The 12,007-nt window shown below is 33.7% G+C and carries 12 protein-coding genes; 6 read left to right on the top strand and 6 right to left on the bottom strand.

The annotated features are described in order from the left end of the window. Positions 1 to 16: 16 nt before the first annotated feature. The 3 genes from G6R40_RS09245 (at position 17) to G6R40_RS09235 (ending at position 2,540) form a co-directional block, all read left to right on the top strand. A complete protein-coding gene (locus G6R40_RS09245) occupies positions 17 to 769 on the top strand; it encodes an RDD family protein (RefSeq protein WP_165134396.1) in 753 nt (250 codons plus the stop codon). Between the two features lie 457 nt (positions 770 to 1,226). After that, positions 1,227 to 1,883, top strand: a complete 657-nt coding sequence (locus G6R40_RS09240; RefSeq protein WP_165134393.1) for a sensor histidine kinase — start codon at positions 1,227 to 1,229, stop codon at positions 1,881 to 1,883. A 12-nt stretch (positions 1,884 to 1,895) separates the two neighbouring features. Continuing rightward, positions 1,896 to 2,540, top strand: coding sequence for a response regulator (locus tag G6R40_RS09235; RefSeq protein WP_165134390.1), 645 nt, complete (start codon positions 1,896 to 1,898; stop codon positions 2,538 to 2,540). Positions 2,541 to 2,595: 55 nt separating this feature from the next. On the opposite strand, the gene G6R40_RS09230 is transcribed toward G6R40_RS09235, so the two are convergent. After that, the gene (locus tag G6R40_RS09230) at positions 2,596 to 4,218 is read right to left on the bottom strand and encodes an ABC-F family ATP-binding cassette domain-containing protein (RefSeq protein ID WP_165134387.1); all 1,623 of its coding nucleotides are present in this window, start codon (positions 4,216 to 4,218) and stop codon (positions 2,596 to 2,598) included. Positions 4,219 to 4,296: 78 nt separating this feature from the next. Here G6R40_RS09230 and smpB point away from each other — a divergent pair, with 78 nt between their 5' ends. From smpB to G6R40_RS09215, 3 genes are all read left to right on the top strand, one after another. Then, positions 4,297 to 4,755 carry an SsrA-binding protein SmpB gene (gene smpB, locus G6R40_RS09225; RefSeq protein WP_165134384.1) on the top strand — a complete coding sequence of 153 codons (459 nt, stop codon included), beginning with the start codon at positions 4,297 to 4,299 and terminating at the stop codon, positions 4,753 to 4,755. A gap of 67 nt (positions 4,756 to 4,822) precedes the next feature. Continuing rightward, the gene (locus G6R40_RS09220; RefSeq protein WP_165134381.1) at positions 4,823 to 6,310 is read left to right on the top strand and encodes an OmpA family protein; all 1,488 of its coding nucleotides are present in this window, start codon (positions 4,823 to 4,825) and stop codon (positions 6,308 to 6,310) included. A gap of 112 nt (positions 6,311 to 6,422) precedes the next feature. Next, positions 6,423 to 7,163, top strand: coding sequence for a YebC/PmpR family DNA-binding transcriptional regulator (locus G6R40_RS09215; RefSeq protein ID WP_165134378.1), 741 nt, complete (start codon positions 6,423 to 6,425; stop codon positions 7,161 to 7,163). Between the two features lie 28 nt (positions 7,164 to 7,191). On the opposite strand, the gene G6R40_RS09210 is transcribed toward G6R40_RS09215, so the two are convergent. From G6R40_RS09210 to G6R40_RS09190, 5 genes are all read right to left on the bottom strand, one after another. Next, positions 7,192 to 7,899: a YjjG family noncanonical pyrimidine nucleotidase gene (locus tag G6R40_RS09210; RefSeq protein ID WP_165134375.1), complete on the bottom strand. Its 708-nt coding sequence runs from the start codon at positions 7,897 to 7,899 to the stop codon at positions 7,192 to 7,194. 277 nt (positions 7,900 to 8,176) lie between these two features. Continuing rightward, positions 8,177 to 8,767: an RNA polymerase sigma factor gene (locus G6R40_RS09205; RefSeq protein WP_165134373.1), complete on the bottom strand. Its 591-nt coding sequence runs from the start codon at positions 8,765 to 8,767 to the stop codon at positions 8,177 to 8,179. Between the two features lie 179 nt (positions 8,768 to 8,946). After that, positions 8,947 to 9,444: a hypothetical protein gene (locus tag G6R40_RS09200; RefSeq protein ID WP_165134370.1), complete on the bottom strand. Its 498-nt coding sequence runs from the start codon at positions 9,442 to 9,444 to the stop codon at positions 8,947 to 8,949. An 84-nt stretch (positions 9,445 to 9,528) separates the two neighbouring features. Further along, positions 9,529 to 10,809, bottom strand: coding sequence for a methionine adenosyltransferase (gene metK, locus G6R40_RS09195; RefSeq protein ID WP_165134367.1), 1,281 nt, complete (start codon positions 10,807 to 10,809; stop codon positions 9,529 to 9,531). 189 nt (positions 10,810 to 10,998) lie between these two features. After that, entirely contained in the window at positions 10,999 to 11,952 is a 954-nt protein-coding gene (locus tag G6R40_RS09190; RefSeq protein ID WP_165134364.1) for a hydrogen peroxide-inducible genes activator, read from the bottom strand. Positions 11,953 to 12,007: the final 55 nt, after the last annotated feature.

Genomic DNA, 12,007 nt, shown 5'->3' with positions numbered 1-12,007 from the left:
TAATGTAACAAAAAAAATGAATCAAATAGGTATCAATACATCTCAAAATGTCAACATCGATTTCAAAATTGCAAGCGTTGGAGAGCGGTTTTTTGCTTTTGTAATTGATGTGTTGATAAAGCTAGCGTATGCTTTTGCAGCAGCTTGGATTCTTTTTGATGTTTTGCGTATTGGTAGTTTTATGAGCGGGTGGGATAATTGGTCCTATGGTGCTTTTATGGCAATTATGTATTTGCCAGCGATTGTTTATACTTTTGTTCTGGAAAGTTTTTTCGAAGGCCAAACACCTGGTAAAAAATTAATGAAAATTCGTGTGGTCAAAATAGATGGTTACCAAGCAAGCTTTGGAGATTATCTCATGCGTTGGTTTATGCGACTTATTGATGTTTATTCTAATTTTGGCGTGGTTGGTTTGATAAGTATGGTGACTTCAAAATACAATCAACGTTTGGGCGATGTAGTTGCCGGATGCGCGGTTATTTCTTTAAAAAGTGATGTTAATATGTCGCATACCATTTTGGAGGAGTTAAAGGAGGATTATATTCCGGTATTTCCTCAAGTTATTTTGTTGAATGACAATGATATCCGAATTATTAAAGAAAATTATCAACGTGCTATAAAAGCTAAAGATACAATGCTTGTTAAAAAATTAGCAGATAAAATAAAACAAACTATCAAGCTGGATGCGGATAATCTTACCTATACCGATTTGCAATTCATTAATATTGTAATTAAAGATTATAATTTCTACACTGGGAAAATATCTTAAAATTTATGTCTAATTAATCTTCAGAGTTTTTCGAAAAAGTGAATGATGAAGAATTCTTCCATAAGAAAGAGACTATCATTTTTGGTAGTCTCTTTTTTGGTCTTAATGGTTATTGGTTTTATATAATTAGTGTTTTTGTTGGAACAAATGTAGAATATATTTATATAAAGTCAATCAGGAAAATGCCTTAAAAATTAAGGGGAAATTTCCCCTTTTGTATGTTTGGACGAGGGATTACTTTTGTTGGATTGTTTTATGGGAAACATTCATATTTCTTAAAATAAGGCTTAAAATAGTTGTTGTAGATTGTGTAAAATCAATTTCTTAAATTTTAGACATGCTTTGGATTAATTTGCAGCTGGTTAATTGGCTTACTGGCATTTTGTTTTTTTTGATTTTGCTTATCATGGTATTGGTTTTTTTTAAAAGAAGAAAAGCCAAATTGCGTATTAAACAATTGGAAAGAAAAATTAAATTTCAATCCGCTTTACAAAATTCTTTGCTGGAGATAAAAGAAGAAAGAACTTTGGCCTTTACCCGAGAATTGTATGACAATGTCGGGCAAATTCTTTCCGCTGCGCTTATGCAACTTAATATGCAAATTAGTTGTCAAGACAACGAAACCGAAAAAGAAAATAGTCTTGCCGTAAAAAAATTAATAGAAAAGTCTTTGGAAGAAATACGCTATATTTCCAAAGCCAGTCTTTCTGAAGTGCAAAACGAAGTAGTTTTCACAGATTTATTAGAAAAGGACTTGCAAAGAATAGAATTTCTAAAAAACATAAAATGCGATTTTAAGCTAATTGGAAGTGCCCCGAACAATATTTCCATAGCGCATCAGGTTATTATATACAGAATGCTTCAAGAGATTATTAACAATATTTTGAAACATTCGCAAAGTGTAAAAATTGAACTTGAAATTAAAAATAACCTTCAAAACTGCTTTATAAGCGTGCGAGATTACGGTAAAGGTTTTGTTGTAAAAGGTAAAGAAATGTCTGGAGCTGGTCTTAAAACCATCAAAACCAGAGCCAAGCTTATTAATGCTAAATATGCGATTGATTCGAAATTAGGAGAAGGAACTTTGATGACAATCGATTATCCATATTTATAAGTAGATTATTTTATGAAAGAAAAGCTGAAGATAGTAATTGTTGATGATCACCAATTGTTTGCACAATCCTTAAGTTATTTAATAGGGACTTTTGGAAATTATGCCGTAGTTGGACATTTTGTAAATGGGAAAGATTTTATCAATGCTTTGGATAATGATATGGAAAAACCAGATTTGGTATTGCTGGATGTCAATATGCCGATAATGAACGGTGTGGAAACGATGAAGTATCTTAATGTTAACTATTTTGATGTTAAAGTCTTGGCATTGTCCGTTAATAATGAGGAAGAAACAGTTTTGAAAATGTTGACCAATGGTGCCAAAGGCTACATATTAAAAGATACAAGTCCGAATCTTTTTAAACAAGCACTAGATGAGGTCTATGAAAAAGGCTTCTATTACTCTGAAATGGTCTCCAATTTTTTGATTCATTCTCTTAATAAAAGCAACGAAACGATTGTTCTAAAAGACAAAGAACTCGAATTTATTAAATTAGCTTGTACAGAAAAAACCTACAAAGAAATTGCTGATGAAATGTGCCTAAGTCCCAAAACTATTGATGGGTATAGAGAAAATATCTTTCAAAAGCTAGATGTTAAAACAAGAATAGGACTGGTTATATATGCGATTAAGCATAAATTGATAGAAGTAAACTAAATTTTAATTGTTAATAAAAGCAAAGACCACCGAAAATCAGTGGTCTTTGTTTATTTTAAGAATACATTTGATCTCTTAATTCTTTGATCTTTTTATCTTCAAGATACTCATCGTATGACATATCTCTATCAATGACACCTTTTGGTGTTAATTCGATAATACGGTTACAGACTGTTTGTAACATTTCGTGGTCATGAGAAGATAATAAAATATTCCCTTTGAAGTTCGATAAAGAGTTATTCAGAGTTGTAATGCTTTCCAAGTCTAAGTGGTTGGTTGGTTCGTCTAATACTAAAACATTGGCTTTTTGCAACATCATTCTAGAGAACATGCAACGCATTTTTTCTCCTCCAGAAAGGACTGTACAAGATTTCAAAGCTTCATCGCCTGAGAAAAGCATTCTGCCTAAGAAGCCTCTTACATACTCTTCGTGTCTTTCTTCGTCTGTTAAAACGAATTGACGCAGCCAGTCTACTAGATTAATATCATCTTGGAAGAAAGTGGCATTATCAAGAGGCATATAACTTTGTTTTGTCGTCACACCCCATTGGAAAGATCCTTTATCGGCTTCTGTATTTCCTGTGATAATTTGGAAAAACTCAGTAATTGCTAATGAGCTTTTCGAAATGATAGCTACCTTGTCATTCTTTTTAAGGTTGATGTCAATATTTGAGAATAATAATTCGCCGTCTTTTGTTTTTTCAAGATTTTTAACTTCAAGAATTTGATCTCCAACTTCTCTTTCTTGGTCAAAAATAATTGCTGGATAACGACGAGAAGAAGGTTTGATGTCCTCAATGTTTAATTTGTCAATCATCTTCTTACGTGCAGTCGCTTGTTTCGCTTTTGCGACGTTAGAACTAAATCTTGCGATAAAGTCTTGGAGCTCTTTTTTCTTTTCCTCTGCTTTTTTGTTAGCTTGTGCTCTTTGTCTTGTTGCTAATTGTGAAGCTTGATACCAAAAGCTATAATTACCTGTATATAGGTTAAGTTTAGAATAATCTAAGTCACCGATGTGTGTACAAACAGCATCTAAGAAGTGGCGGTCGTGCGACACTACAATAACTGTATTTTCATAACCTGCTAAGAAGTCTTCTAACCAAGCAATAGTGTCTATGTCCAAATCGTTGGTAGGCTCATCGAGAATCAAAACATCTGGATTTCCAAACAAAGCCTGCGCAAGCAAAACTCTTACCTTGTCTTTGTTTTCTAATTCGGACATCATTTGGTAGTGTATTTCATCTTTGATGCCCACGTTTGACAACATAGTTTGCGCATCAGACTCGGCATTCCAACCACCCATTTCATCATATATAACCCCTAGCTCTCCAGCTTTGATGCCGTCTTCATCAGAGAAATCTGGTTTTGCATAAAGCGCATCCATCTCTTCTTTGATTTCGAAAAGTTTTTTGTTTCCACGAAGAACTGTTTCCAAAACGGTGAAATTATCATAAGCAAAGTGATCCTGCTCAAGAACGGACATTCTTTTACCTGTTTCTAGCGATACATTCCCTGTTGTTGCGTCTTGTTTTCCACTAAGTATTTTCAAAAAAGTAGATTTTCCAGCGCCATTTGCACCAATAATTCCGTAGCAATTTCCTTTAGTGAATTTTATGTTGACTTCATCGAAAAGTACTCTTTTTCCGAACTGAAGTGATAAATTAGATACTGTTAACATAGAGTTTTGTAAATTTGTGCAAAAATACGAAATTTAGTTGGGATAATAAATTGTCTCCGTTACTCTATATAAAAGCCTATGAAAATAGAAAAAACAGTTAATATTTTTAACAAGCGCGCTCGTTTTGAGTACGAGATTCTTGATGAGTATGAGGCTGGTATTGTCTTGACTGGTACAGAAATTAAATCCTTACGATCTTCAAAAGCTTCCATCACAGAAAGTTTTTGTGAATTCCAGGGTGATGAACTTTATATTATTAATATGCAGATAGATGAATATAAACTCGGGACTTTTTATAATCATCAAGTTAAAAGGGCACGGAAGTTGTTACTGCATAAATACGAATTGCAAAAACTTAAAAAAAAGTTAAAGGATGTTGGTAATACGATAATACCTTTAAAGTTATATATTAACGATAGAGGAAAAGCAAAACTCCTGATTGCATCGGCTAGAGGAAAAAAACTTTATGATAAAAGAGAGGCAATTAAAGACCGAGAGAATAAAGTTAACCTTCAAAGACTATTAAAGAAAAGTTAAAAAAACTTTGTTTATAACGAAAAATTATATTTATTTTGCATTATCAATTATTTAATCATTTAATTCTATGAAAAATCTAAAATTAGGAATTTCAGCATTGGCACTTACTATTGCCTCTACTGTTTTCGCGCAGACTACAAGTAACCCATGGGTTATCGGTGTAGGTATGCATGGCGTAAACCACGTAGCGCAAAGAAGCCAGTTTAGTGGTACGTTCTCTGCGTGGAATTTTAAACAAAATTTATTCGGAGTTTCAAAATACTCAATTACTCCACCATTATCTAAATTAACAGTTGCTAGAAACTTAAACAAGTATTTGGTATTAGACTGGCAAACAACTGTAGGTAATGTTGATAACAAGAGATTTGGTCTTGATAAAGAATTCTTCTTACAAACAGGTCTTGGTTTACAATTCAAATTCAATGGTCTTTGGAATGAAGAGTCTTGGTTTGATCCTTACTTAAGAGTTGGTGCTAACTACCTAAGACATGATTATAGTGGAATGAATTTCCCTGCAGTGTCTGGAGGACGTGGTGGTGCAACTTATAATGGTTGGGATAATGAAGGAGGAGATGGAAAAGCTAATCACTTCACAGTTGCTACGGGTGCAGGTCTTAATCTTTGGGTGACTAAAAACTTCGGTTTAGGTGTTCAGGGTGATTATGTTTCTACACCTGGAGACAAATCTAACATTGCTAACTTCTGGCAAGCTTCTGCTTCAATTTTATTTAGATTTGGTAACACGGATAGAGATAAAGATGGTATCCCTGATAAAGAAGACAGATGTCCAGATACTCCAGGTTTAGCAGAATTCCAAGGTTGTCCTGATACAGATGGAGACGGTATTCCTGATATTGATGACCAATGTCCAGATGTTGCTGGTCCAAAAGAGAACAACGGTTGTCCTTGGCCAGATACTGACGGAGATGGTGTATTAGATAAAGATGATCAATGTCCTACTGTTCCTGGTCCAGCTGAAAACAACGGTTGTCCTTGGCCAGATACGGATGGTGACGGTGTATTAGACAAAGACGATGCTTGTCCTACAGTATTCGGTCTTAAAGAATACAACGGTTGTCCAAAACCAGCTGAAGCTTATGCTTTAGAAGCTACAGGTGCTCTTAAAGGAATCTTATTTGATTTCAACAAATCAACTATAAAAGCTGAATCTAATGCTAAATTAGACCAAGCTGCTACAATCATTAAAGATGCTAAAGACGGATTATTCTTAGTAGAAGGTCGTACAGATAAGAAAGGTTCTGAGGCTTACAACTTAAAACTTTCTAGAGAAAGAGCTGCTTCAGTAGTAAGAGCTTTAGAGGCTAGAGGTGTTAGCGATAATCAATTGAAATCAATTGGTGTTGGTGAGCAAAAAGCTACTGTTGATGAAAAAGCTTCAGATGCAGATAGACAAGTTGACAGAGTTGTAGTTGTTACAGCTGTTAATAAAGATGCTTGGCAGTCAATGCAAAAATCTGACCTTCCAGTAGTAACTAAGAAGGTAGTTAAAAAAGCGCCAGCTAAGAAAAAAGCTCCAGCTAAAAAGAAAAAATAATTAACTTATTTTTCTAAATATAAACACCCTCATTTTTGAGGGTGTTTTTTATTTAAATACTTTCATATTTCACGAATTGAAAGTACTTTTGTAAATAAATTTTCAATACACAATGGGAAGAGCATTTGAATATAGAAAAGCTTCGAAAATGGCACGCTGGGATAAGATGGCCAAAACCTTTTCGAAAATAGGGAAAGATATAGCTTTAGCTGTAAAAGCTGGAGGTCCAGATCCAGAATCTAATCCAGCATTACGTCGTTGCATTCAGAATGCTAAAGGTGCTAATATGCCGAAAGATAATGTCGAAAGAGCCATTAAGAAAGCTTCGGGGGCAGAGGCAGAAAACTATGAAGAGATTACTTATGAAGGCTATGGACAGGGTGGTGTAGCATTTTTTGTGGAATGTACAACCAATAATTCTACAAGAACGGTTGCAAATGTTCGTGCTATTTTTAATAAGTTCGATGGAAACTTAGGAAAAAATGGAGAGTTGTCTTTTTTATTTGATAGAAAAGGAATCTTCACTATTGATAAGGTTAATATTTCTATGCCTTGGGATGATTTTGAGATGGAATTGATTGATGGTGGGGCAGAAGATATTGACCAAGATGAAACGGAGGTTATTGTTACCACAGCTTTTGAAGATTTTGGAATGTTGTCTCACAAATTAGATGAAATCAACATTGAGGTTAAAAGTGCCGAATTACAGCGTATCCCGAATAATACTAAGGAAGTTACAGCTGAGCAATTTGCTACCAATATGAAAATGCTAGAACGTTTTGAAGATGATGATGATGTGCAAAATGTTTTCCATAATATGGAAATTACAGATGAACACTTAGAATCTTTATAAAATTAAAAAGCCGCATTTGCGGCTTTTTTTATAAGATATTTTGAAGTTCTTTTAGGTTAGAAATCGTTTTAAAGTCTAGATTTTCAGAATAGGGAATGTCTTCATCAAGAACATTGAAATAGATTGCTTTCATTCCGTAATTTGTCGCACCTATTATATCGGCAATCCAGTCGTCACCAATCATTAAACTATTTCCAATATTTGCATTCTCTTTATCTAAAGCATAAGCAAAAATTTCGGTGTTTGGTTTTCTTTTACCGATAGAATCTGCGCTGGTTATGCTTTCAAAATAGTTTGAAATTCCAGACAATATGCATTTTCGTTCTGTAACCTCTTGAAAGCCGTTGGATATGATGTGAAGTTTATATTCTTTGGATTTTAAATAATCAAGACATTCTTGAGTGCCATCCATTAAATGGTTGTAAGACAATATTTGGTCAAGAAAATGGGCTTCAAAATATTGTGAAAGATTATAATTGTCAATTCCAAATTCTAAAAAAGTATCATAAAATCTGTGTTTGCGCAAATATTCTTTATCAATTTTTTCGTCACGAATTAATTCCCAAAGATTTTCGTTAATTCGGTTATAAGTCTTGTGGAAAATTTCGAAGTCGATGTTGTATTCTTCAGAAATATTCGTTTTGATGAATAAATCTTTTATAGTAAGGTAGGCGTTTTTACGATGGTCCCACAATGTATTATCTAAATCAAAAAAAATGTGCCTTATATTGTTCATAAGGCACAAAAATAATCAATTTTAACCATACAAAATGACTGTAATCATTAATCTAAAACTTTAATAGTATTTGAAAAGGTTTTATCTTAATTCTTGATAATCCTAATTGGACTTTTATCTTTTAATCTTACTATTTCCAAAGTCTTGGAAAAATTTAGTAAAAATGCGATAGTTTCCTTTTTAGGCTTCAATGTTTTAAGTGCTAAAGTGTCGTTTTTTTTCATAGGCGATTTATCTTATACCTACAGAACGCAATTCAGTCTCTATTTATTATTTATTATTTTGTTAAAATTATGTTATTGTCTTCCATTATTTTACGAAGATTAATTAGCGCATATCGAACACGTCCCAAAGTCGTATTAATACTAGAGTTTGTGTGTTCAGCAATTTCTTTAAAACTTAAACCATCAAAAAATCTTAGTTTGATAACTTCTTGCTGATTCTCTGGAAGCATCCCAAGTATTCTGAATAAATCAGTGTTTATTTGTTGATTAATCAAAAAGTCTTCGATATTGTCTTCGGGTTCTTTAATGATATCAAAAATGCTGAATTCTTCATCTTGATAGGAAGATTCGGAAACCTTAATGTGTTTTGCCTTTAAGCGATAATGATCGATTATTAGATTGTGGGCAATTCGTTTCGCCCAAAGGATAAACTTATTTTCCTCCTTATAACGCCCTTCTTTAAGGGTAACAATTATTTTCATAAAAGTCTCTTGGAAAAGGTCATTGGCTAGCTCTTCATCCAGAACTTTATAAAATATAAAGCTAAATAATTCTTTTTGATGGCGTTGTATAAGTCTTGATAAAGACCCTTCGCAGCCGTTTTGGTAATAGCTGATTAGTTGACTATCGGTTTGTGTTTTCATAACTTTATCTCTCACATGGATTCGGCAAAATGCTTGTGCATTTCGTAATTTCAACGATGTTTGTCTAAAAAAGAGATAAAATTTTTGTCGATAGATTAGTAATTTGGTGTTGGTAAATATACTAAAAAAAAGTTAATGAAGTCTTAAATTTTAAATTTTAACACTTTTGAAGACTCCAACTATTTCAAAAAATCATTAATCATTACGAAAGGTAGGTTGATGCCAAAATTTAAGTTGAAACCTTTTAAGCTTTTGCCATTGAGATCTTGTCCTGAAAACCCAAATCCGTATCCTGCAGTCAGGTCTATAATTCCCAAAAGACTAACACCGACTTTTGGAGCTATGTACTTGCTTGTCGCTTCCGCACCAATTAAGAAATAATGGGAATGGAATAGATCGACATCTTTTTGAAAGTTTAGTAATATATCAGCCTGTAGCTTTGGCATAATTGCGAAGTCGTTATTAGTAGATCCCATCAGGGCGGAAGCACCAACGCGATACAATACATCATCATTCTTTAAAAATAAAAACTTAAGCCCAACATCTGCAAAACTTTGGTTTTGATATGCATAACCGATATTTAGCAAAGTATGTGTGGTTGATTGCGCTTTTAGGCTCGTCGAAATTTGGGTGATGCATACAATTGTAAGCGTTAGTATTATGGCTTTTAATTTCATTTAAATAGTTTTAATGAATGTCAAAATTAAATAAAAACAGCTTTATCCAAACGAATAAAGCTGCTAAAGATTTTAAAGTTTCGATTATAAACCGAATTCTTTTTTAATATCATCTACTCGGTCAAGTTTTTCCCAAGTGAAGAATTCTAAGTTGTCGATGGTTTTTGTACTGCCATCGGATTTTTTGAATGTTTTTGAGCCAATATAATGCTCACGTCCCATGTGGCCATAGGCGGCTGTTTCTTGATAAATTGGGTTGCGCAGTTTAAGATTTTGCTCAATCGCATAAGGTCTCAAATCAAATAATTTTGATACACGATTTGCGATTTCTCCATCATGAAGGTTAACTTTTGATGTTCCATACGTATTGATGTATAGTCCACAAGGTTCCGCCACACCAATAGCATAAGAAACTTGTACCAAAACTTCGTCAGCAACGCCTGCTGCAACAAGGTTTTTAGCAATATGTCTTGTAGCATAAGCTGCGCTACGGTCAACTTTTGAAGGGTCTTTTCCAGAGAAAGCGCCACCACCATGTGCACCTTTTCCCCCATAAGTGTCCACGATAATTTTTCTTCCTGTAAGACCTGTATCACCATGTGGTCCACCAATTACAAATTTCCCAGTTGGGTTGATGTGGTATTTGATTTTATCATTAAATAAAGCCTGAATTTCTGGTTTTTGAGTTTCTCGAACCTTTGGAATCAAAATTTCGATGATGTCTTTTTTGATTTTGGCAAGCATTGCTTCTTCTGACCCGAAATCATCGTGTTGTGTCGATACAACAATACTGTCAATTCTAATAGGTTTGTGGTCATCAGAATATTCAATAGTGACTTGGCTTTTTGCGTCGGGTCTTAGATATTTGATCGCATCATTTTCTCTTCTGAGAACTGCAAGTTCTTTAAGGATTTGATGCGCTAGATCTAGAGCCAAAGGCATGTAGTTTTCGGTCTCGTTAGTCGCGTAACCAAACATCATACCTTGGTCGCCAGCGCCTTGTGCATTGGCTTTAGAATCAAAATCGCCTGCTGAAACGGCGCGATCGACACCTTGGTTAATATCAGAAGATTGTTCGTGGATTGCAGAGATAACTCCACAAGAGTCTCCATTGAACATGTATTCGCTTTTCGTATAACCAATACGGTTGATAATATCTCTAGCAATAGATTGTACATCAAGATAAGCTTTAGATTTAACTTCACCAGCTAACACGACTTGACCGGTTGTTACTAGTGTTTCGCAAGCTACTTTAGAGTCTTTGTCATTAGCTAAAAAATTGTCTATTAGGGCGTCAGAAATTTGATCTGCAACTTTGTCAGGATGTCCTTCCGAAACGGATTCGGATGTAAATAAATATGGCATAATATTCCTTTTTTTAATTAGAAAAAAATTGTGGTCAACACATAAAGGAACTAAAAAGAAATTTCTGTTTTAGCATTTTTTATGGAGGTTGCAATCAGTTACAAATTTTTCCTCAGATTTAATTATGCAAAGTTATTAAGTATTTTTATTAAATCAAAATAATGTATCCAATAAAAATAAAAACCTCATTTACTGAGGTTTTACATTGTTATAATCGTTGGGAGCTTTATAAAAATTAAGTTTTTTTTCTATCGATGTTTTTATTTGTACGATAAGTTCATCAATAATTCTCTGTTTGTAAGTCGGTTTATAATAAATTAAACTAACTTCACGATAAGGGAAGGGTTTTCTAAAACGGGAAACCTTGCATTTTTGTTCTGGTGCTAGTTGGTCAACACCCATTTCTGGAATAATACTGATACCGCCTAACTTATCAACCATTTGGATTAAAGTTGAAACATTAGAAGCTGCAAAATCCAAATTTTTAGGCTTTAATTTGTTCTCTTTAAGATGGCAAATGTTTTCAAATTGCGTTCTCAGACAGTTGCCTTCTTCTAGCAACCACACTTTGTTAACATCGATTTCTTCTGGGACAACAAAACGCTCTTCCTTCTTTTGGCAATCTTCATCAGAAATATAAAGCATTAGTTCTTCATTAAATAGGAAGTCGTGATAAAATTCATTGGCAGCATCATAAGGTGTGGAGATAATGCCAGCGTCAAGCTCTCCCGATTTCAAAGCTTTTATGATATTGTCCGTCGTCATTTCTTTGATATTTAAATCAATTTGTTGATTTTTGGATATAAAACTAAAAATTTCGTTTGGAAGAATATACCCAGCAACAGTTGGTATTATCCCGATATTAATTTTCCCAGCTAAAATATTGTTGAGTTGATGCGCTTTATTTCTTAATTCGTTGACAGCGTCAACAATTTCTTTAGCTTGATCAATAATAACACTTCCTGCATCTGTTGTACGTATCGGATGGGTTGTACGGTCAAAAATTTTAAGGTCAAGTTCCTCCTCAAATTTCTGAATCATTGCACTCAGCGTAGGTTGTGTAATGAAACAAGCTTGTGCAGCTTTTCCAAAATGTTTATACTTATCGACAGCAATAAGATATTCGAGTTGTTGAATGTTCACTTTAATATACTTTATCTATTACAAATATAGCTATTAATTTGTATCATAAATATAT

Source organism: Chryseobacterium sp. POL2 (genome assembly GCF_011058315.1).
Classification (GTDB): domain Bacteria; phylum Bacteroidota; class Bacteroidia; order Flavobacteriales; family Weeksellaceae; genus Soonwooa.
This window is presented reverse-complemented; position numbering and strand designations above follow the sequence as displayed.

Coding starts and splice junctions, on each gene's coding strand:
- G6R40_RS09220 (WP_165134381.1), top strand. CDS start 4,823: ATGAAAAATCTAAAATTAGGAATTTCAGCATTGGCACTTACTATTGCC.
- G6R40_RS09200 (WP_165134370.1), bottom strand. CDS start 9,444: ATGAAATTAAAAGCCATAATACTAACGCTTACAATTGTATGCATCACC.
- G6R40_RS09215 (WP_165134378.1), top strand. CDS start 6,423: ATGGGAAGAGCATTTGAATATAGAAAAGCTTCGAAAATGGCACGCTGG.
- G6R40_RS09210 (WP_165134375.1), bottom strand. CDS start 7,899: ATGAACAATATAAGGCACATTTTTTTTGATTTAGATAATACATTGTGG.
- smpB (WP_165134384.1), top strand. CDS start 4,297: ATGAAAATAGAAAAAACAGTTAATATTTTTAACAAGCGCGCTCGTTTT.
- G6R40_RS09230 (WP_165134387.1), bottom strand. CDS start 4,218: ATGTTAACAGTATCTAATTTATCACTTCAGTTCGGAAAAAGAGTACTT.
- G6R40_RS09235 (WP_165134390.1), top strand. CDS start 1,896: ATGAAAGAAAAGCTGAAGATAGTAATTGTTGATGATCACCAATTGTTT.
- G6R40_RS09245 (WP_165134396.1), top strand. CDS start 17: ATGAATCAAATAGGTATCAATACATCTCAAAATGTCAACATCGATTTC.
- G6R40_RS09205 (WP_165134373.1), bottom strand. CDS start 8,767: ATGAAAACACAAACCGATAGTCAACTAATCAGCTATTACCAAAACGGC.
- metK (WP_165134367.1), bottom strand. CDS start 10,809: ATGCCATATTTATTTACATCCGAATCCGTTTCGGAAGGACATCCTGAC.